The following is a 20,634-nucleotide window of genomic DNA, read 5'->3' on the forward strand; positions in this document are numbered from 1 at the left end:
ATCCGGCTCTGTCCGGACCCTTTTGGTCGGCGCCTCCCGGAGAGGCCCGGCTCCGTCGCTCCGCGAAGGCTCGCGCAGCGGCGCGTTTTGTTATGGGCGGGCGGTTGGCCCGCATGGAAGGAAGACGGCGGCCACGATGTTCGAGGCTTTGTCGGGCAAGCTGAACGGGGTTTTCGACCGGCTGCGCCGCCGTGGCGCGCTGTCGGAGGCGGACGTGTCGGAGGCGCTGCGCGAGGTGCGCATCGCCCTGCTCGAGGCCGACGTGGCGCTGCCGGTGGTCAAGGACCTGGTCAACAAGGTGCGCGAGCGCGCCGTGGGCCAGGAGGTGCTCCGCTCCGTCTCCCCCGCCCAGCAGGTCGTCAAGATCGTCAATGACTGCCTGGTGGAAGCGCTGGGCGGCGGCGAGGGCGTCGAACACGTCGCCGGGCTGGACCTGAACGCGGCGGCGCCGGTCGCCATCCTGATGGTGGGCCTCCAGGGCTCGGGCAAGACCACCACCTCCGGCAAGATCGCGCTGCGGCTGCGCACGCGCGACAAGAAAAAGGTGCTGCTGGCGAGCCTCGACGTGCACCGCCCCGCGGCGCAGCTCCAGCTCGAGACGCTGGCGCGGCAGGCGGGCGTCACCAGCCTGCCCATCGTCCAGGGCCAGGGGCCGCTCGAGATCGCGCGCCGCGCATTGCAGGTGGCGCGCGGCGAGCTGTACGACGTGGTGATCCTCGACACCGCCGGCCGCCTCTCGATCGACGAGGCGCTGATGGCGGAGGTGGCCGAGGTCAAGGCCGTCACGAAGCCGCATGAGAGCCTGCTGGTCGTCGACGCCATGACCGGCCAGGACGCGGTGAACACCGCGCGCATCTTCAACGAGCGCGTGGGCCTCACCGGCATCGTCATGACGCGGGTGGATGGCGATGCGCGCGGTGGCGCGGCGCTCTCCATGCGCGCCGTCACCGGCGCGCCGATCAAGCTGCTCGGCGCCGGCGAGAAGCTGGACGCGCTGGAGGATTTCCACCCCGACCGCATCGCCGGCCGCATCCTGGGCATGGGCGACATCGTCTCCCTCGTCGAGCGCGCGGCCGAGACGATCGACAAGGCCGAGGCGGAGAAGCTGGCGGCCAAGATGCAGAAGGGTCAGTTCGACCTGGAAGACTACGCATCGCAGCTCAAGCAGATCGGCAAGATGGGCTCGCTCTCGGGCATCCTGGGCATGCTGCCGGGCATCGGCAAGATGAAGGCCCAGCTCGAGAACGCCAATCTCGACAACAGCATCCTCAAGCGCCAGGCCGCCATCATCGGCAGCATGACGCCCAAGGAGCGCCGCAACCCCGAGATCCTGAAGGCGAGCCGCAAGAAGCGCATCGCCGCCGGCTCGGGCACCACGGTGCAGGAAGTCAACCGGCTGCTGAAGCAGTTCGACGACATGTCCGCGATGATGAAGCGGATGAGCAAGCTCGGCCAGAAGGGGCTGATGCGCGGCGGATTGGGCGCGCTTCTCCCCGGTGCCGGGGGCAAGCGCCCCTTCTGAGAACGAAGAACGGCCGAAACCCCTTCTGATCAACCGAACCACACTAAGGAAGCCATAGATGGGCCTGAAGATCCGCCTCGCGCGCGCCGGTGCCAAGAAGCGCCCCTACTACCACATCGTGGTGGCCGACAGCCGCTCCCCGCGCGACGGCCGCTTCATCGAGAAGGTCGGCAGCTACAACCCGATGCTGCCCTCCGACCATGCCGAGCGCGTCCGCCTGCAGGACGACCGCATCAAGCACTGGCTGAGCAACGGCGCCGTGGCGACCGACCGCGTGGCCAAGTTCCTCGGCCGCGCCGAGCTGGCGCCGATGCCGGTGTTCCGCGAGCAGCCGAAGCAGTCCGCGCCGAAGAAGAAGGCGCAGGAGCGCGCCGCGGCCGCCGCCGCCGCGGCCGGCTGAGCCAGCCTCCAGGCCTGAGCGTCGCACAGCCATGCCCGTGGAACGCATCCTGGTGGGGGAGATCGGCCGGCCGCACGGTGTCCGTGGGCTGGTCCGCGTCCAGTCCTTCACCGCCGAGCCGGCGGATATCGCCGCCTATGGCCCGCTCTCGGACGAGGGCGGCGGGAAGCACTATGCGCTGCAATGGCTGGGCGGTGGGCTGGCCCGGATCGAGGGCGTCAACGACCGCGACGCCGCCGCGAAGCTGACCGGCACCCGCCTCTACGTGGCGCGCGACCGCCTGCCGCCGCCCGAGGAGGAGGAGTTCTACCTCGCCGACCTCATCGGCCTCGCCGCACGCGATGCCGAGGGGCGGGAGATGGGGCGCGTCGCCGCCGTCGAGGATTTCGGCGCCGGCACCATCCTCACCCTGCGCGACGAGCAGGGGCGGGAGACGCTGCTGCCCTTCACCCGCGCCGTGGTGCCGGTGGTGGATGTCGCCGGCGGCTTCGTCACCGTGCAGCCGCCCGAGGCGGTGGTGGTTCCCCCCGGCGAAGGCGATGCCGAGCCGGAGGCCGCCCTGCCCGAGCCGGTCCGCCCGCTGCCGCGCCGGCAGGATGCGCCCCGGCGCACCGGCCCGCGCGGCGTGCGCGGAGGTGCCGCGTGACCTGGCGCGCCACCGCCCTGACGCTGTTCCCGGAGATGTTTCCGGGCACGCTCGGCCATTCCCTGGCCGGGCGCGCGCTGCGCGAGGGGCGGTGGAGCCTGGACACGCTGCAGATCCGCGACTTCGCGACGGACCGGCACCGCACGGTGGACGACACCCCCTGCGGGGGCGGCGCCGGGCTGGTGATGCGGCCGGATGTGGTGGACGCCGCCTGCGCCGCCGCCCTGGCCGGGGGGGCGGACCGGCCCCTGGTCTATCTCACCCCGCGCGGGCGCCTGATGGACCAGGCGCTGGCGCGGGAGCTGGCCTCCGGTCCGGGCGTCGTCCTGGTCTGCGGCCGCTACGAGGGGCTGGACCAGCGGGTGATCGAGGCGCGCGCCATGCGCGAGGTCTCGGTGGGCGACTTCGTGCTGTCGGGCGGGGAGCCGGCGGCGCTGCTGCTGCTCGATGCCTGCGTGCGTCTGCTGCCGGGGGTGATGGGCGGCGCCGACAGCGCGGCGGAGGAAAGCTTCTCCGACCCGCGCGGGGCGTTGCTGGAATACCCGCACTACACCCGGCCGGCGGTGTGGCAGGGGCGGGCGGTGCCCGATGTGCTGCTCTCCGGCCACCATGCGGCGGTGGGGCAATGGCGGCGGGACCAGGCCGAGGCCGCGACGCGCGAGCGCCGGCCGGATCTCTGGCGCCGGCTGCGTGAGACACAGGATTGAACGGGCGGCCCGCGCCGCCTAAACGGATTGTCGAGAGGACCTTTAACAATGAACCTGCTGCAGCAGTTCGACGCGGAGCAGCTCTCCCGTCTGGTCGAGGCCCGCGCCGTGCCGGCCTTCGCCGCCGGCGACACCGTGCGCGTGATGGTGAAGGTGGTCGAGGGCGAGCGCACCCGCACCCAGGCCTATGAGGGCGTGGTGATCGCGCGCTCCAACAAGGGCCTGCACAGCAACTTCACCGTGCGCAAGCTCTCCTACGGCGAGGGCGTGGAGCGCGTCTTCCCGCTCTACTCGCCGAACGTGGCCGAGATCGCCGTGCTGCGCCGGGGCAAGGTGCGCCGCGCCAAGCTGTATTACCTGCGCGGCCGCACCGGCAAGTCCGCCCGCATCGCCGAGAAGGCCGCGCCGCGCGCCGTCAAGGAGTGAGCGGCCGGCGGGGGTGAAGGCCCCCGCCGACGCGATCCCGGCGCCCTGCCGGGAGGAATTCGGCCAGGAGGGGTTTCCCCCGTCCTGGCCGCTTATAATATGTGAAGACCGGCGGTGGCCCGGCCGAGGATGACTCCCTCGCGCCCCACCGGAACCGGCGGGAGTTCCGGGGGATGCCTCCCCTCGTGACGCCAAGGCGCCCTCCGTGTGGCGCTGGGCCCCAAAGCCCCAGGCCATGCGGGTGTTCGTATCATCTGCCACGAGGACACCACCATGTCGGCCACGAAGCCGCGCACGCTCTACGACAAGATCTTCGACGCCCATCTGGTCGAGACGCTTCCGGACGGCACCGCGCTTCTCTACATCGACCGGCACCTCGTGCACGAAGTGACGAGCCCGCAGGCCTTCGAGGGGCTGCGCATGGCGCGCCGCCCGGTGCGCCGCCTGGACGGCACCATGGCGGTGGTGGACCACAACATCGCCACCGACGCCTCCCGCTACACCGGCATCGACGACCCCGAGAGCCGCGTGCAGGTCGAGACGCTGGAGCGCAACGTCGCCGAGTTCAACGTCCCCTACATCCCGCTGACCGATGCGCGCCAGGGCATCGTCCATGTCATCGGGCCGGAGCAGGGCCTCTCGCTGCCCGGCATGACCATCGTCTGCGGCGACAGCCACACCTCGACGCATGGCGCCCTCGGCGCGCTGGCCTTCGGCATCGGCACCTCCGAGGTGGAGCACGTGCTGGCCACCCAGACCCTGCTGCAGAAGCGCGCGAAGAACATGCGCGTCACGGTGGAGGGCGAGCTTCCCGCCGGCTGCACGGCGAAGGACATCGTGCTCGCCGTCATCGGCAGGATCGGCACGGCGGGCGGCAATGGCCATGTCATCGAGTTCGCCGGCAGCACCATCCGCGCGCTCGACATGGCCGGGCGCTTCTCGATCTGCAACATGTCGATCGAGGCGGGCGCCCGCGCCGGCATGATCGCGCCGGACCAGACCACCTTCGACTATGTCAGGGGCCGCCCCTACGCGCCCCAGGGCGAGGCCTTCGACCGCGCCGTGGAATGGTGGAGCACGCTGCCGACCGACGAGGGCGCGGCGTTCGACAAGGAGGTGTTCCTCGACGCCGCCGAGATCGTGCCGATGGTCTCCTGGGGCACCAGCCCCGAGGACGTGCTGCCCATCACCGCCGCGGTGCCGGACCCCGAGGCGGCCTCGGACGAGGCACGCCGCGCCCAGCTCCGCCGCATGGTGGAATACATGGGCCTGACGCCGGGGCAGAAGCTGACCGACCTCAAGGTGGATGTCGTCTTCATCGGCTCCTGCACCAACAGCCGCATCGAGGACATGCGCGCCGCCGCCGCCATCGCCCGCGGCAAGCGCGTGGCCGAGGGCGTGCGCGCCATGGTGGTGCCCGGCTCCGGCCTGGTGAAGCAGCAGGCGGAGCAGGAAGGGCTGGACGCCGTGTTCAAGGAGGCCGGCTTCGAGTGGCGCGAGGCGGGCTGCTCCATGTGCCTCGGCATGAACCCGGACAAGCTGAAGCCCGGCCAGCGCTGCGCCTCCACCAGCAACCGCAACTTCGAGGGCCGGCAGGGGCCGGGCGGGCGGACGCATCTCTGCTCCCCCGCCATGGCCGCCGCCGCCGCCGTCACCGGCCGCCTCACCGACGTGCGCGTGATCGCCCAGGGGAAGCACTGAGCCATGGACGCCTTCACCAAGCTGACCGGCATCGCCGCCCCACTGCCGATGGCGAATGTCGATACCGACAAAATCATCCCCGCGCGCTTCCTCAAGACCATCGCGCGCACCGGGCTCGGCAAGTCGCTCTTCGCCAACCTCCGCTACAACGAGGATGGCAGCGAGAACCCGGATTTCGTGCTGAACCAGGAGCCCTACCGCCGCGCGGAGGTGCTCATCGCGCACGAGAATTTCGGCTGCGGCTCGTCGCGCGAGCACGCGCCCTGGGCGCTGCTCGATTTCGGCATACGCTGCGTCATCGCGCCGGACTTCGCCGACATCTTCCATAACAACAGCTTCAAGAACGGCATCCTGCCCGTGCGCCTGCCGCGCGCGGTGTGCGACCAGCTGATGGAGGATGCGCGCATGGGCGAGAATGCGCGCATCACCATCGACCTGGAGCGCCAGGTTGTGGTGCGGCCGAATGGCGAGGAGATCCCCTTCGAGATCGACCCGCTGCGCCGGCACCTGCTGCTGAACGGCCTCGACGATATCGGCCAGACCATGCAGCGCGCCCCCGTCATCGACGGCTTCGAGGCGAAGCAGCGCGCGGCGCAGCCCTGGCTGTACCGCTGAACCAAACTCCACCGGGAAGGGATGAGACGAAGGACATGACGGCGAACAAGAGGCTGCTGGTTCTGCCCGGCGACGGCATCGGGCCAGAGGTGATGCGCGAAGTGCGCCGCGTCATCGACTGGATGGACCGCCGCCGCCATGTGAGCTTCGCGCTGGAGGAAGGGCTGGTCGGCGGCGCCGCGCTGGAGGCCCAGGGCTCGCCCTGCCCGGACGTGACGGTGGAGCGGGCGCTGGCGGCCGATGCCGTGCTGTTCGGCTCGGTCGGCGGCCCGAAGTGGGATTCGCTCCCCTTCGACAAGCGCCCCGAGCTCGGCATCCTGCGGCTGCGCAAGGAGCTGGGCCTGTTCGCCAACCTCCGCCCCGCCCTGGTGCTGGAGCCGCTGGTCGATGCCTCCAGCCTCAAGCCCGACGTGGTGCGCGGGCTCGACCTGATGATCGTCCGTGAATCCACCGGCGGCATCTATTTCGGCGAGCCGCGCGGCGTGGAGACCATGCCGAACGGCAAGCGCCGCGGCGTGGACACCGAGGTCTACACCGAGGACGAGATCGCCCGCGTGGCGCGCGTGGCCTTCGAGCTGGCGCGCAAGCGCACCGGCAAGATGACCAGCGTCGAGAAGGCGAACGTCATGCAGTCCGGCCGCCTGTGGCGCGCCGTGGTCAGCGAGATCGGCGCCGCCGAGTTCCCGGATGTGCAGCTCTCGCACATGTACGCCGACAACTGCGCCATGCAGCTCTGCCTGCGGCCGAAGCAGTTCGACGTCATCCTGGCGAGCAACATCTTCGGCGACCTGCTCTCCGATCTCGCCGCGGCGGCCACCGGCTCGCTCGGCATGCTGCCCTCGGCCACGCTCGGCGCGCCGGATGCCTCCGGCCGCCGCCACGCGCTGTACGAGCCGATCCACGGCTCGGCGCCGGACATCGCCGGCAAGGGCATCGCCAATCCCTGCGCCCAGCTGCTCTCCTTCGCGATGCTGCTGCGCTGGTCCTTCGGCATGGAGGAGGATGCCGCCATGATCGAGGCGGCGGTGGAGAAGGTGCTGGCCGGCGGCCTGCGCACCGCCGACATCATGGGCCCCGGCACCGCCCGCGTCGGCACCAGCGTGATGGGCGACGCCATCCTGCGCGAGCTGGACAAGGTGGCGGCGTAACGACCACCGCGGATGCCTTGCCGGCGGGAAGGCCTCTGGCTAATTCCCGCCGGCTCGCTGGCTGGCGCCCGTAGCTCAACTGGACAGAGCACCAGACTACGGATCTGGGGGTTGGGAGTTCGAATCTTCCCGGGCGCGCCAGCCTTTCTCCTTGTGCGACAAGATGAGTCCGAGAAAGCCCGGCCCCCGCGCCGGGCTTTTCGCGTCTGGGCGTCCCACGGAGGTCCCACGAAATCGCTTCTCCGCACCGCCCCCAGAGTACCCCTGGCGCCGTGAGCGGCGTCAGGGGCCGGTGTTCGGGCTGCGGTTCTGGCGCAGGAGGCGCCCGGTCACTGGCGCCGGAGGTCCAGCCCGGCCTGCTAAGGATGAGCGCGGCGATGATCTATCGGGCACTGGCGGCGGTACGGGAGAAGGCAACGGGGCGGAGGCGCCGGTGGGCGTCGCCCTGACGGGGCGTGCTTCGATGGCGGTCGGGCGTAAGGACGGGATCATGGCATCAGCGGTCGCCGCAGGCGTGCCCGATTGACCTCCGCGTGTGCGGGGACAGGGCATCCACCAGATCGACGATGCCCACCCCGGTCGGGTGACCCCCGCGTGTGCGGGGACAGGGACATTGGACAGCGTGCCGCCTGCCGCAACGAAGGCCGGGACGGCTCGTGGCGTTGTGCCCGCCGCGTGCCGGGCCGGCTCGGCAAGCCGTTCGAGCCTTGGGGTGGCACTGAGGAAAGCGGCAAGCCGGCCTTGGGGTCAGGCCTGGGCGATCAGCACCTCCCCGACGCCGGCCTGACGAAAATCCTCTGCCATCCTCTGTCCCAGGACGTCCGTCACCAAGGTGCTGATCTCCGTGCAGCCGCAGATCTGCGTCCGGCTGATCATGCCGAGCTTGCTGTGGTCCGCCAGCAGAACAGGCCGCCGGCTGCGCTGCAGCATCAGCCGGGCGATCTGCGCCTCGGCCAGCATGAAGTTGGTTGCGCCCTCCCGAGGATCGACGGCGACAGGCGAGATGAAAGCGAAGTCCGTCCTGTACCGGGCCAGCTCAGCCATGGCGATCTCTCCGCCGAGGCCCGGCATGTCGGCGGTCAGCACGCCTCCGACCAGACGCGTCACCTCGCGTCCCGGGCGGCCGCGCAGCGCCTGGGCCACCTCCAGGGAGTTGGTGATCACCGTCAGCTCCGGGATCTGCCGGAGTTCGACAGCCAGCAAGGCGGTGGTGCTGCCGGCATCGATGAAGCAGCTCTGGCCTGGTTGCGGCAGCTGCGCGGCGGCCCGCGCGATGGCTTCCTTCTCGGCCCGCCGCTGCTGCAGGCGGTGCGCGAAGGGCGGCTCAGGCTGCGCCTCCACCAGCACCGCGCCACCATGCACACGGCGCAGCAATCCCGCGCTCTCCAGCTCCACAAGGTCCCGCCGCACCGTCTCCCGTGAGACCGCGAGATCCTGCGCCAGGATATCGGCGGAAAGCTGCCGCTGGGCGCGCAGCCGCTCGACGATCAGGCGATGCCGTTCCTGAGACCACATTGTCGGGACGGTTTGCCCCAAGCTTCCCTTTCTCACAAGAAGAATGATTGGTTTTTTGTGTGATTTTGCCGGAGTTAGTTCTTTAACCCAAAAATCCCCACAAACGTCATCAAAGCGTTATCGAAGCCGACAATGCTGCGCCGCCTCTCAAGGACGGATTCTCCCCATGGCGACGACAGTCTTCACTCATCTCCAGAGCCAAGCTCTCCCGGCCCTGCCGGGCGGAGTGGACCGGGCGTTGCTCTTTCCCGCGGCCGACGGCGCCGGCGGCTACCATGTCCAGCCTGGCCTCGACGGCACTCTCACCAGCTACAGCCTGGTCTATGACCTGCTGATCCCGGCCGGCGCGGAAAGCCGCTTCACGGCCCTGCTGCAGACGGATCTGAGCAATGGCGGCGATGGCGACCTGTTCATCCGCAACGACACCGGAACCGGCAGCCTCGGCATCAGCGGCACCTATGAGGGCGAGCTGAGCTTCAACGCCTGGCACCGCCTGGCCTTCACCTTCTCCGACCTCGGCAACGGCAAGACGCAGCTCGCCAAGTACATCGATGGCGTGCTGGCCGGGCGGCAGGAGGTCGAGACCGCCCGCTACGCCATCGATGGCCAGCAGGGCTTCCTGATCCTGGCCGATGAGGATGGCGAGACCAATGGCGGCGCGCTGGGCGGCTTCCTGTTCCAGCCCGGCGCCCTGAGCGCCGAGCAGGTTGCCAGCCTTGGCGGCGCGAGGAGCGGCGGTATCCTGCCCGAAGGCGCCGCCCCGGCCGGCGCGACGCAGTTCGATTTCGCCGCCGGCGACCTGGGCGCCGGCTTCGGCCCCGGCAGCCTCACCCCGCGCGATGCCGCGCAGGCCGGGCGGGTCGGCTTCCTGAGCGAACTCGGCCTGCCGCCGCTGCCGGACGCGCCGGAGGGGGTGTTGCGCTTCCCCGCCGCCGACAGCCAGCAGGGCTATGTGGTGAAGCCCGGCATCGCCGGCCCGATCACCACCTACACCCTGGTCTACGACCTGCAGATCAACCCGGACACGATGGCCAACTATGCCGGGCTGTTCCAGACCGACCTGACCAACAGCAGCGACAGCGACCTGTTCCTGCGCTGGACCGGCGAGGGCGTCTACGGCACCGGCATCTCCGGCCAGTACGAGGGCGCGGCGAGCGGCGCCGGCTGGCACCGCATCGGCTTCACCATCGCCGACCAGGGCGACGGCAACGCGCTGCTGGTGAAGTATATCGACGGTGTGCGCGTCGGCCAGCAGAGCGTGGCCACCAGCCGCTTTACCATCGATGGCGACAAGGGCTTCCTGGTGCTGACGGACGAGGATGGCGAGGTGGCCGGCGGCTTCCTGGCCGGCTTCGCCTTCACCGACGTGGCGCTGAGCGGCGAGCAGATGCAGGCATTGGGCGGCACCCGCGCGGGCGGCATCTTCGCCGAGGGCGCGGCGCCCGGCCGTGCCACGCAGTTCGATTTCGAGACCGGCAATTTCTCCGCCAGCTTCGGCGACGGCACGATGAACCGCCGCACCGTCGATGGCAGCGTCATCGGCCCGGCCGAGGAGCTGGGCGCCACGCCTCTGCCCGGCAGCCAGAACGAGGGGGTGATCGGCTTCCCCGCCACAGACCCGGGCGATGGCTATGCCATCCTGCCTGGCACCGAGGCGCCGCTCGCCAGCTATACGCTGATCTACGACCTGCTGATCCCGAAGGGCCAGGAGGGCCAGTTCGGCGCGCTGCTGCAGACCGGGCGCGAGAATGGCGGCGACGCCGACCTGTTCCTGCGGCTGGCGGCGGATGGCACGATCGGCCTCGGCGTCGGCGGCCAGTATGATGGGGCGATGCGCTTCGACAGCTGGCACCGCGTCGCCATCACCGTGCGGGACGCCGGCGACGGCACCGCGGTGCTCGGCAAGTATGTGGACGGCGTCAAGGTGGGCGAGCAGAGCGTGGACGCGGCGCGCTTCACCATCGACGCCGCCAAGGGCTTCATGGTCTTCGCCGACGACGATGGCGAGACCTGGTCCGGCTGGCTGAACAGCCTGCACCTGACCGACCGCGCCATGGCGGAAGCGGAGATCGCCGCGCTCGGCGGCGCGCGTGCCGGCGGCGTGCTGCCCACCCCCCCGGCCGAGGGCCACGCCACGCAGTTCGACTTCACCGGCGACACGCTGAGCCCCAGCTACGGCACCGGCCAGATGATCGAGGTTGGCCTCTCCGCCGGCCCGGTGCTGCTGCACGGCCTGGCCGACCAGCGCGTGACCCCGGCACAGCAGAGCCTGGACCTCGACATCGGCGGCATGTTCCAGGGCGAGGCGCTCACCTACGCCGTCACCACCTCCGATGGCCGCACCGTGACCGGCGCGACGGTGGAGAATGGCAAGCTGCACCTGACGCTCGGCGCCGTCGGCTATGACGACGTCACCATCACCGCGACGGACGCGGCAGGCAACAGCGCCTCGGACAGCTTCCGCCTGCGCATGGCCGGCGAGAACGCCTACACCATCGCCGTGCTGCCGGACACGCAGGACTACGTCTTCGCCGGAAACGGCCAGAAGATCCTGAACGGCATGACGCAGTGGCTGGCCGACAATGCCGGCACGCTGAACCTGCGCTTCGTCATGAGCGTGGGCGACGTGGTGGCCAGCAACCAGCCGGCGCAGTGGGACATCGCCAAGCAGGCCTTCGCCACGCTGAACGGCGTCACCCCCTACTCCATGCTGCCGGGCAACCACGACCAGGGCAGCAATGGCAGCGCCAACAATTACGGCTCGCTGCAATCGGAGTATTTCAGCGTCGACTACATGCGGCAGCATTCGACGCTCGGCGGCACCTATGACCAGGAGCCGGGGCTGACCAACAACGCCTGGTACAGCTTCGCGGGCGCCGACGGCACGCAATGGGTCGTCCTGGCCCTGGAATTCGGCGCGCGGGACGACGTGCTGCGCTGGGCGGGCGAGGTGCTGGACGCGCATCCGGGCGCGCGCGCCATCCTGACGACGCACCACTACACGAACATGGGCACGCGCGCCGACAACTACTCCGGCCCGCTTTTCGCCGAGGGGACCGGCAAGGATTACGGCATCGGCGCCAGCGCCGAGAACGCCAATGACGGCGAGGACATGTGGCAGGGCTTCGTCGCGAAGCACAGCAACATCTCCTTCGTCTTCTCCGGCCATGTGTTCGGCGACGGGGCGGAGACCATCGTCAGCTACAACGAGGCCGGCAAGCCGGTCTACCAGATGCTGGTCAACTACCAGAACGGCATCGCGACCGAGGTGACCGGCAACGGCAACCCGGCGGCGGGCGGCAATGGCGGCAACGGCGCCATCCGCCTGGTCACCATCGATCCCGACAACGATGCCGCCTACACCGAGACCTATCTGAGCGCGACGGGCGAGTACCTGACCGGCTCGCGCGGTGACCCGGAGCCCTCGCGCGATGGCTCGGGCGGCAGCGTCGGCACGCCGCAGATCCCCATCCAGCCCGTCCGCTTCGGCAGCGTCGCGGAGCTCGGCCTGCCCGCCCTGCCGGAGGGCGAGGGCCACGCGATCACCGCGCCGCAATTCGACCCGAACAACGGGCTGCGGGTGAAGCCCGGCTTCGCCCCGGCCGATGGCGGCGCGACCTTCGATGCCTATACCCTGGTCTATGACCTCCATCTGCCCGCGCAGTCCGGCCTCGCCTCGCTGTTCCAGAGCGACCTGAACAACATCACCGATGGCGATCTCTGGCTGAACTTCCGCGACGGCTACGCGCTGATCGGCACGGATGGCCAGGATGAGGGCCGGTTGCCGCTGGAGGGCTGGCACCGCCTTGCCATCACGCTGGAGCGGGTGGGGGAGGGCGGCTCCACCTTTACCATGAAGAAGTATGTGGACGGCGTGCTGCAGGGCACCCAGACCGTCGGCGCAGCCTACAACATCGGTGAGCAGGGCTTCCTGATCTTCGCCGATGACAGCGGCGAGACGCCGCGCTTCTCCCTCTCCTCCTTCGCCTTCCTGGAGACGGCGCTGGGCGAGGCCGAGGTGGCGGCGCTGGGCGGCGTGACGGCCGCCGGCCCCTTCGGCGCCCCGCCCGCCGGCGCGCGCGGCGTGCAGTTCGACTTCGAGGCGGGCAACTTCACGCCGAGCTTCGGCAGCGGCAGCCTCTCCCAGTCCATCGGCACCGGCGGGCAGCAGCAGCTCACCGGCCGCTACCGCGAGCAGGAGGAGACGCTGACGGGCGCCGATCTCGGCACGCCGGTCGTGCAGTTCCGCGCCAAGGCGGGGGATGACCAGGTGGTGTCCGCGACGGGTGCCGAAGGCGCCACGGTGGTGCTGGACGGCTCCGGCTCGGTCGATGCGCTGCGCCAGGTGACGCGCTACGAATGGCTGGATGCCGATGGCGAGGTGATCGCCACGGGCGCGAAGGCGGAGGTGGCGCTGGAGGGTGGCCTGCACCGCCTGACGCTGCGCGCGACCGACGCCCAGGGCACCGTCAGCACCGACACGGTGAAGGTCGCCGTGACCGATGGCGACACCCTGTTCTTCGACAATTTCAACGATGGCGACGCGCTCGGCTGGCGCTCGCCCGGCGGCAACTGGCAGGTGAAGGGCAGCGTCCATTCGCGCGATGTCGCGGTGGAGGGCGTCGCCGCGGCCGAGGGCACGCTGCGCGCCTTCGATGGCGGCGCCGGCATCATGAGCTGGCAGGGCCAGGGCAGCGCCGCCTGGTCCGGCTACACCGTCTCCGCCACGCTGCAGGCGGAGGACCAGAAGGCCTTCGGGCTGGTCGCCTACTACCAGGACGATGCCAACCACTACCGCCTGAGCTTCGACGTGGCGCGGCATGAGCGCCTGCTGGTCAAGGTGCAGAACGGCACCGAGACGGTGCTGGCGCGCGAGGTGGCGACCAGCCCCTTCGACCGCGACATGGCGGTGGAACTCGCGGTGCGCGACGGCCGGCTGCTGGCCACGCTGGATGGCGAGGCGCTGTTCGGCGGGCCCGTGCGGGACAGCGGCACGCCGCTGGCCGGCGGCACGGTGGGCTTCTACAGCGCCGGGCAGCGCCAGGTCTTCTTCGACGACATGATGGTGCGGCAGGACACGCTGCTGGCCGATGCCGGCAAGCCTGTCCGCGTGGTCGACACCGACGGCGACGGCGTGGCGGAGGTCAGCCTCTCTGCCCTGGCCAGCCTCGGCATCGAGGAAGCCGCGAGCATCCGCTGGAGCATCGACGGCAAGACCCTGGCGGAGGGGGCGGAGGCCCGCCTGGCCCTCGGCACCGGCACGCATCTGCTGCGCCTCGACCTGGAAGGCGCGCAGGGCCGCGACAGCGACACGGTGCAGGTCACCGTCATCGCCGCGCAGGACGTGCTGCTGCGGGAGGACTTCTCGGGCGGCGCGGCGCCGGGCTGGCGCTTCATCGACGAGGGCGAGATCGGCCTCGAGGCCAGCTGGAGCGTGGCGGATGGCGTGCTGCAGCAATCCTCCAACCGCTACAGCCGCCAGCTCGGCGGCAGCGGCGACACCGCGCCGAGCTCCGAGTGGAACCTGAACTGGAGCCCGCTGGGCGATGGCATCTTCGCCCTGCGCAAGGGCACCTACGCGCTCTATGAGGGCGATGGCGCCGCGGCCTGGACCGACTACGCGGTGGACCTGCACTTCACCGCCCCGGCTGGCGGCGGCGCCGGCGTGCTGCTGCACTACAAGGACGCGGCCAACTACTACAAGCTGGAGTTCGACAACCAGACCGGCCTGGCCCAGCTCTTCAGCCTGAAGGACGGCATCGAGCAGACCCTCTGGCAGGGCCCGGCGCGCTACGACGCCACGGGCGAGAACCACCTGCACGCCGAGATCCTCGGCGGCAAGCTGCAGGCCTGGCTTGGCGGCACCGCGCTGTTCACCATGCCGATCGAGATCCACGACACCGAGGAAGGCAGCGTGGCCCTCTACAACTGGGGCAATGCCGGGATACGCTACGACAGCGTGCAGGTGGTCCGCCTCGCCAGCGAGACGCCGGCCGTGCGGGACGTGCGCGGCACGGCCGGCGACGACACGCTCCAGGCCGGCACCGGCGATGTGCTGGTCGATGGCCTCGGTGGCCATGACACGGTGGTGCTGAGCGGCGCGATCGGCGGCTACCGGATCCTTCATGCTGGCGGGGAGCTGCGCCTGAGCACGGCGGAAGACACGGTGACGCTGCGCAACATCGAGGCGGTGCGCTTCGCCGACGGCCTGGTCGATCTGGCCCATGCCAAAACCGCCTTCGACCCGCTCCATTACATGCAGGCCAATGCCGATGTGCTCGCCTCCGGCATGTCCGCCGAGCAGCATTACGACCAGCATGGCTGGCGGGAGGGGCGCGACCCGAACGCCATCTTCTCCACCAGCGGCTATCTCTCGGCCAATGGCGATGTCGCCGATGCGGGCATGAACCCCCTGCAGCATTACCTGGAGTATGGCGCGCGGGAGGGGCGCGACCCCTCGGCGCGGTTCGACGCGCAAGGCTATCTGGCGCGCAACGCTGACGTGGCGGAAGCCGGGGTCAACCCGCTGGAGCACTACCTGGCCCACGGCATCTCCGAAGGGCGCAGCGCCGGCCCCGCCATCGGCCAAAGCGTCGTGGGCGGGTTCGACAGTGAATACTATCTGCTGGCCAACCCGGATGTCGGTGCGGCGGGCATGGATGCGCAGGCCCATTGGCGGCAGCATGGCCAGGCCGAGGGCCGCAATCCGAATGCCTATTTCGACACGCGGGCCTATCTGGAGGCCAACCCGGATGTCGCGGCCTCCGGCATGGATCCGCTGGAGCATTATTCCCGCTTCGGCTGGCAGGAAGGCCGCCAGCCTTCCGCCAGTTTCGACGCGCAGGCCTACCTGCGCCTCAATCCGGATGTCGCGGCGGCCGGGATGAACCCGCTCGAGCACTACCTGGCCTTCGGCCACCTGGAAGGCCGGGTGGTAGCGGACCACGCCCTGCTCTGACGGCACCGCGGAAGGAGCGCCGTCCCAACGCTCCTTCCAGGCGGCGCCGGGCGGGACAGGACCGCGTTCCCCGATGTTCCGGGACTTGCGGCCGGGCCCTCGCTTTCCCATCCGGAGGGCTGTCGGCAGCAACTGAAAGGAGGTGATCCAGTGTCTCATTGTTTGATGGCCGCGTCGGCCGCTGTGAGCCGGATCTCCGCTGCAAGGCGTGCCGCGGGCTGATCTGCTCCATGCGCGGCGGTTGAACGCTCCGCAGGCAGTGTTCGAGGGCCTCGGGGGGAAACCCCGGGGCCCTTTCGTGTCCGGGCTCCTCGCGCGGAGCGCGGCAGGCCGTGGCCGGTTGTCGCGGGGCAGGCGAGGGGGCGGAAGCGAGATGCATCCACAATGGCCGGCGCGGCTCTGGACCGTGCGGCGCGGGATGGAGAGCGCGCGGGCCATGCAGTGCGTGCTGCGGCGTTGGCGGCAGGGCAGGCAATGATTGGCATCGCGGCTCGGACCAGACGTGCGGGCGGCGGGACGCGACCCCCGCGCGCGTGCGCGGGGGTACACGGATTTCAGTCCAAGCCAGACACCCGTCCCACGCCAGTCCCACGTGAGTACCGGTGGCTATTGTACCAAATGTTGGGAAATTCCAGTCGCGGGGCTCCGGCGGAAGTCATTGATCTTCCGCGATAGCCCTACGCAACGGCCACAAAGGTGTTCCTGTCGCCAATCTACGGATCAGGGGGTTGGGAGTTCGAATCTTCCCGGGTGCGCCAGTCTCCTCGCGGAGCAAGGAAGTTCGGAAAAGCCCGGCCTCTGCGCCGGGCTTTTCGCATCAGGCTCCGGTGGCTTTGTTTCAGCGGGCGAGCGCCGCCTCCAGGAAGTCCAGCCGGTCCTGGCCCCAGAAGATCTCGCCCTCCAGCACGTAGCTCGGCGCGCCGAAGACGCCGCGCTCCAGCGCCATCTGCGTGTCCGCCGCGCGCCGTTCCGCCCAGCGCGGCTCCTCGGCCAAGCGCAGCACCGCGCCGCCATCCAGCCCGACGCCGGCGGCCAGCTCGGCCAGCGTCGCGGCATCCCCGGTGTCGCGCTCCTGCTCCCACAGCGCCTTCAGGATGGCATGCGCCAGGGCGATGGCCGGCGCGTCGCCGAAGCTCTCCCGCACGGCGATGACGGCATGCGCCGGCAGGGCCTCGCGCGCCGGGAAGAATTTCGGCTCGAGCTGAATCGGCACGCTCAGCCGCTCGCGCCAGCGCCGCAGCTCCATCATCCGGTAGGCCTGGCGCTGCGGCGAGCGCTTGGGCAGCGGCAGCCCGCCCGAGGCCGCGAAGATGGTGCCGAAATCCACGGGGTAGACACGCAGCGCGGCGCCATGGCGTGCCGCCAGCGCCTCCAGCCGGGCCGCGCCCAGATGCGTCCACGGCGAATTCAGCGAAACATAGTAGTCGATCTGCGCACCCATCGGCGTTCCCCCGGTTGCTTCGGAAGCGGATCCTGCGCGGCCCGGGGGATACGCACAAGCGGGGCCGGAGGAAGCGGCCGGCTGCGCGCCGGCCGCCCATCGGAGAAGGCCATGCCGACCGTTTCCCGGGCTGCCGCGTTCTCCTGGAGGTCCGCTCCGCGACTGGGAGCAAGCAGGGAGTCTCCAACGGAACATGGCACGGCCGATCCTTCTCTCGCTGGGCAGCGTGAATGCGGATTTCCAGGTCCGGGTGCCGGAGGCGCCCGATCCCGGCCGCACGCTGCCGGCCACGGATTTCACCCGGCTCAGCGGCGGCAAGGCCGCCAACCGGGCGGTCCTGGCATGCCGCCTCGGCCATCCCGCCCGGCTCCTGGCCAGGGTCGGGGATGACGATCTGCGCGAGCAGGCCCTGGCGCCGCTGCGCCGGGCGGGCATCGACCTCGGCGGCGTGTCGGTGGCCGAGGGGGTGGCGACGGCCGTGTCGATGATCGCCGTCCTGCCGGACGGCAAGAAGAGCATCGTGCTGGCGGGCAACGCCAACGATTCCTGGCGGCAGGAGGATGGCGAGGCCGCCGCTGCGGCCATCGCGGCGGCGCCGGCGGGCTCGCTGCTGACGGTGGATTGCGAGATCCCGCCCGATGTGGCGGCGCGCGCCATCGCCGCCGCCCGCGGGCGCGGCCTGGCCGTGGTGCTCGATCCTTCCCCGGCCGACCGGGTGCGGGACGCCATGCTGGCCCAGGCCACCGCCGTCACCCCCAACCCCTCCGAGGCGGAAGGCCTGACCGGGGTGAGGGTGGACGGGCCGGAGGCGGGGGCGGAAGCCGCCCGCCGGCTGGCGGGGCGCGGCGTGGCCATCGCCTGCGTGAAGCTGCAGGATGGCGGCTGCGTGCTGTGGCAGGATGGCCGCGCCACCCACATCCCGTCGGTTCCAGTCGAGGTGGTCGACAGCACCGGCGCCGGCGATGCCTTCGCGGGCGCGCTGGCCGTGGCGCTGCTGGAGGGGCGGCCGGTGCTGGAGGCCGCCTGCTTCGCCGTGGCCGCCTCCCATCTCGCCGTCACCGCCTTCGGGTCGCAGGAAGCCTATCCCGGCCGCGACCGGATCGAGGCCCTCCTGCCGCGGCTCGCCGCCGGGCAGCGCGGCCTGGCGGGGCGCTGAGATGCCGCTGCGTCCGCCGGCGAGCCTGGCCTATGACGATTTCGACCCGCAGGATGAGGGGCGCCGGGAGGCCCTGCTCACCCTGGGCAACGGCGTCCTGACGGTGCGCGGCGCGGCGCCCTGGAGCACGGCCGATGCCGTCCACTACCCCGGCACCTACCGCGCCGGCCTCTACAACCGGCTGCCGGACGTGATCGAGGGCCGGCGGGTCGAGAATGAATCCCTGGTGAACCTGCCGAACTGGCTGCCCCTGACCTTCCGGGTGGAAGGCGAGGCGGCCTGGTTCTCGCTCGAAGCCGTGGAGATCCTCGAATATCGCCACGCGCTGGACGCCACGCGCGGCGTCTCCACGCGCGAGCTGCTCTTCCGCGACGGGGCCGGCCGGCGGAGCTGGCTGCGGGAGCGCCGCCTCGTCAGCATGGCGCAGCCCGGGCTGGCGGCCCTGCGGCTGGAGATCGCGCCGCAGGGCTGGTCCGGCACCCTGGAGGTGCGGTCGGGCATCGATGGCGGGGTGACGAATGCGCGCGTGCCGCGCTTCGAGCCCTTCGACAAGCAGCATCTGGAGGCGGTGCGCGGCGAGGCGGTGTCGCCCGGCCTGCTGCTGCTGCGCTGCCGCACGCGCGGCGCCCGCACCGGCATCGGCACGGCAACCCGCACCGCCCTGGAAGCCGGCGTGCTGCTGGCGCGCGAGGACCGGGCGGAGGCCGCCTCCATCGCCGAGCATCTGCGCTGCGGCGTGGCGCCGGGGCGGCCGCTGGTGCTGGAGAAGACCGCCGCCATCGCGACCACGGGCGATGCGGGGGTGCGGGAGGCGGGCGAGGCCGCCCTGGCCCTCCTGCGCGACGCGCCCGGCTTCGCGGCGCTGGAGGCGGCGCATGCCGCGGCCTGGTCCCCATGGCTCGCCCGCATGCGGATCGAGGCCGCCGTGCCGGAGCAGGGCTGCGCCGCCCGGCTGATGGGCTTCCGCATCCTGCAGACCGCCTCGCCGCACTCGGCGTGCCTGGATGTCGGCTTTCCCGCGCGGGGATGGCAGGAGGCCTATCGCGGCCACATCTTCTGGGACGAGACCTTCGTCCTGCCCTTCCTGATGTTCCGCGCGCCCGGGATCGCGCGGGCCTTGCTGCTCTACCGCTGCCGCAGGCTGGAGGATGCCCGCGCCGCCGCCAGCGCGGCGGGGCAGCGCGGCGCCATGTTCCCTTGGCGCTGCGCCAGCGACGGGCAGGAGCAGACCCCGCGCCTGCAGTGGAACCCGCTCTCCGGCCGCTGGATGGAGGACCACACGCGATTGCAGCGGCATGTCGGCGCCGCCATCGCGCTCAATGTGTGGCGCTACTGCGAGGCCACCGGCGACGAGGACTTCCTGGCACGGCACGGGGCCGCGCTGATGCTGGAGATCGCCCGCTTCTGGGCCGGCGCGGCGCGCCACGACCCGGCGGCGGACCGGTACGACATCCTCGGCGTGGCCGGGCCGGACGAGTACCACACCGCCTGGCCCGGCGCGGCGGAGCCGGGGCTGCGCAACAACGCCTACACCAACGTCATGGCGGCCTGGACGCTGCGGCGCGCGCGGGAGGCGCTGGAGCGCCTGCCCGCCGCCCGGCGCCAGGCGCTGTGCCAGGCCATGGGACTGGAGGGGCGGGAGCTGGCCCATTGGGAGCACGTCTCCCGCCGCCTGCGCCTGGTCTTCCGCGACGACGGCACGCTGCTGCCCTTCGAGGGCTTCGACCGCCTCCGCCCGCTGGACCTGCAGGCCATGGCGGAGGCGCATCCCGGCCAGCGTCTCGACTGGGTCCTCGAATGCCAGGGCGGGAGCACGAACAGCTATCAGGTGATGAAGCAGGCCGACACGCTGATGCTGCCCTTCCTGCTTTCATGGCAGGAACTGGCCGGGACGCTGGAGGGCATGGGCTACGCCATGACGGCCGAGCAATGGCGGCGCACCGCCGCGCACGACCTGGCGCGCACCACGCATGATTCCTCCCTCTCCAACCTGGCCTTCGCCGGTGCCCTGGCGCGGCTCGACCCCGCCGCCTCGCTGCGCTTCTTCAAGGCCGCGATGAAGCCGGAGCACGATCCGTCCAGCGCCTCCTCGGTGGCCGAGGGGCCGCATCTCGGCGCCTATGGCGGGGCCTTCCTCGTGCTGCAGCACCACTATCTCGGCCTGCATCTGGAACGGGACGGGCTGATGCTGGACCCGGCGCCGCCGCCGGGCCTCACGCCGGTCCGGTTCGAGCTGGATTGCCGCTTCGGGCGGTTCGCGCTGGCATGGACCGGGTCCGCCCTGCGGCTTTGCGCGGACCCCGCGAACCGCGCGCCCGTCCGCGTCTCGCATTCCGGCGGCGTGCAGGCCCTCGCCCCGGGCGCCTCCCTCCTGGTGGCGCCGGGCGGCGCGGCCGGGC

General features: G+C 71.0%; 13 protein-coding genes and 1 tRNA gene. 12 read left to right on the forward strand and 2 right to left on the reverse strand.

Annotation, left to right across the window (positions count from 1 at the left end; all coding sequences use genetic code 11):
- The first annotated feature begins 136 nt into the window (after nucleotides 1–136).
- The 9 genes from ffh to ACZJYS_RS12555 all read left to right on the forward strand — a co-directional run bounded on the left by ffh (nucleotide 137) and on the right by ACZJYS_RS12555 (nucleotide 7,306).
- On the forward strand, nucleotides 137–1,522 hold the full coding sequence (gene ffh / locus ACZJYS_RS12515) for a signal recognition particle protein (RefSeq protein ID WP_493178520.1): 1,386 nt from the start codon (nucleotides 137–139) through the stop codon (nucleotides 1,520–1,522).
- Nucleotides 1,523–1,580: 58 nt separating this feature from the next.
- Nucleotides 1,581–1,922, forward strand: coding sequence for a 30S ribosomal protein S16 (rpsP, locus tag ACZJYS_RS12520; RefSeq protein WP_379632901.1), 342 nt, complete (start codon nucleotides 1,581–1,583; stop codon nucleotides 1,920–1,922).
- A 31-nt stretch (nucleotides 1,923–1,953) separates the two neighbouring features.
- Nucleotides 1,954–2,568 (forward strand): ribosome maturation factor RimM, encoded by a 615-nt coding sequence (gene rimM / locus ACZJYS_RS12525; RefSeq protein WP_493178522.1) that lies wholly within the window; start codon nucleotides 1,954–1,956, stop codon nucleotides 2,566–2,568.
- Nucleotides 2,565–3,275 (forward strand): tRNA (guanosine(37)-N1)-methyltransferase TrmD, encoded by a 711-nt coding sequence (trmD, locus tag ACZJYS_RS12530; protein ID WP_493178525.1) that lies wholly within the window; start codon nucleotides 2,565–2,567, stop codon nucleotides 3,273–3,275. Before rimM ends, trmD begins: the two co-directional genes overlap by 4 nt.
- A gap of 48 nt (nucleotides 3,276–3,323) precedes the next feature.
- On the forward strand, nucleotides 3,324–3,701 hold the full coding sequence (rplS, locus tag ACZJYS_RS12535) for a 50S ribosomal protein L19 (RefSeq protein WP_109516926.1): 378 nt from the start codon (nucleotides 3,324–3,326) through the stop codon (nucleotides 3,699–3,701).
- Nucleotides 3,702–3,974: 273 nt separating this feature from the next.
- Nucleotides 3,975–5,402 (forward strand): 3-isopropylmalate dehydratase large subunit, encoded by a 1,428-nt coding sequence (gene leuC / locus ACZJYS_RS12540; RefSeq protein ID WP_493178527.1) that lies wholly within the window; start codon nucleotides 3,975–3,977, stop codon nucleotides 5,400–5,402.
- Nucleotides 5,403–5,405: 3 nt separating this feature from the next.
- On the forward strand, nucleotides 5,406–6,017 hold the full coding sequence (leuD, locus tag ACZJYS_RS12545) for a 3-isopropylmalate dehydratase small subunit (RefSeq protein ID WP_109516928.1): 612 nt from the start codon (nucleotides 5,406–5,408) through the stop codon (nucleotides 6,015–6,017).
- A gap of 35 nt (nucleotides 6,018–6,052) precedes the next feature.
- On the forward strand, nucleotides 6,053–7,165 hold the full coding sequence (gene leuB / locus ACZJYS_RS12550; RefSeq protein ID WP_109516929.1) for a 3-isopropylmalate dehydrogenase: 1,113 nt from the start codon (nucleotides 6,053–6,055) through the stop codon (nucleotides 7,163–7,165).
- Between the two features lie 64 nt (nucleotides 7,166–7,229).
- A tRNA-Arg gene (locus ACZJYS_RS12555) sits at nucleotides 7,230–7,306 on the forward strand.
- 606 nt (nucleotides 7,307–7,912) lie between these two features.
- Here the strand turns inward: ACZJYS_RS12555 and ACZJYS_RS12560 are convergent.
- Nucleotides 7,913–8,680 (reverse strand): DeoR/GlpR family DNA-binding transcription regulator, encoded by a 768-nt coding sequence (locus tag ACZJYS_RS12560; protein WP_493178533.1) that lies wholly within the window; start codon nucleotides 8,678–8,680, stop codon nucleotides 7,913–7,915.
- A gap of 166 nt (nucleotides 8,681–8,846) precedes the next feature.
- Here ACZJYS_RS12560 and ACZJYS_RS12565 point away from each other — a divergent pair, with 166 nt between their 5' ends.
- Entirely contained in the window at nucleotides 8,847–15,638 is a 6,792-nt protein-coding gene (locus ACZJYS_RS12565; RefSeq protein WP_493178535.1) for a hypothetical protein, read from the forward strand.
- Between the two features lie 838 nt (nucleotides 15,639–16,476).
- Here ACZJYS_RS12565 and ACZJYS_RS12570 read toward each other — a convergent pair.
- The gene (locus ACZJYS_RS12570) at nucleotides 16,477–17,079 is read right to left on the reverse strand and encodes a 2-hydroxychromene-2-carboxylate isomerase (protein ID WP_493178539.1); all 603 of its coding nucleotides are present in this window, start codon (nucleotides 17,077–17,079) and stop codon (nucleotides 16,477–16,479) included.
- A gap of 193 nt (nucleotides 17,080–17,272) precedes the next feature.
- Here ACZJYS_RS12570 and ACZJYS_RS12575 point away from each other — a divergent pair, with 193 nt between their 5' ends.
- Both ACZJYS_RS12575 and ACZJYS_RS12580 read left to right on the forward strand, forming a co-directional pair.
- Nucleotides 17,273–18,235 (forward strand): ribokinase, encoded by a 963-nt coding sequence (locus ACZJYS_RS12575; protein ID WP_493178542.1) that lies wholly within the window; start codon nucleotides 17,273–17,275, stop codon nucleotides 18,233–18,235.
- 1 nt (nucleotide 18,236) lies between these two features.
- On the forward strand, nucleotides 18,237–20,634 hold a 2,398-nt coding region (locus ACZJYS_RS12580; RefSeq protein ID WP_493178546.1), incomplete at its 3' end, for a glycoside hydrolase family 65 protein.

Source organism: Roseomonas sp. TS2, from assembly GCF_058833935.1.

What these genes read in the sequence shown, in the direction of transcription:
- ffh (WP_493178520.1), top strand. Translation starts at nt 137, where the DNA reads ATGTTCGAGGCTTTGTCGGGCAAGCTGAACGGGGTTTTCGACCGGCTG.
- rpsP (WP_379632901.1), top strand. Translation starts at nt 1,581, where the DNA reads ATGGGCCTGAAGATCCGCCTCGCGCGCGCCGGTGCCAAGAAGCGCCCC.
- rimM (WP_493178522.1), top strand. Translation starts at nt 1,954, where the DNA reads ATGCCCGTGGAACGCATCCTGGTGGGGGAGATCGGCCGGCCGCACGGT.
- rplS (WP_109516926.1), top strand. Translation starts at nt 3,324, where the DNA reads ATGAACCTGCTGCAGCAGTTCGACGCGGAGCAGCTCTCCCGTCTGGTC.
- leuC (WP_493178527.1), top strand. Translation starts at nt 3,975, where the DNA reads ATGTCGGCCACGAAGCCGCGCACGCTCTACGACAAGATCTTCGACGCC.
- leuD (WP_109516928.1), top strand. Translation starts at nt 5,406, where the DNA reads ATGGACGCCTTCACCAAGCTGACCGGCATCGCCGCCCCACTGCCGATG.
- leuB (WP_109516929.1), top strand. Translation starts at nt 6,053, where the DNA reads ATGACGGCGAACAAGAGGCTGCTGGTTCTGCCCGGCGACGGCATCGGG.
- ACZJYS_RS12560 (WP_493178533.1), bottom strand. Translation starts at nt 8,680, where the DNA reads ATGTGGTCTCAGGAACGGCATCGCCTGATCGTCGAGCGGCTGCGCGCC.
- ACZJYS_RS12565 (WP_493178535.1), top strand. Translation starts at nt 8,847, where the DNA reads ATGGCGACGACAGTCTTCACTCATCTCCAGAGCCAAGCTCTCCCGGCC.
- ACZJYS_RS12570 (WP_493178539.1), bottom strand. Translation starts at nt 17,079, where the DNA reads ATGGGTGCGCAGATCGACTACTATGTTTCGCTGAATTCGCCGTGGACG.
- ACZJYS_RS12575 (WP_493178542.1), top strand. Translation starts at nt 17,273, where the DNA reads ATGGCACGGCCGATCCTTCTCTCGCTGGGCAGCGTGAATGCGGATTTC.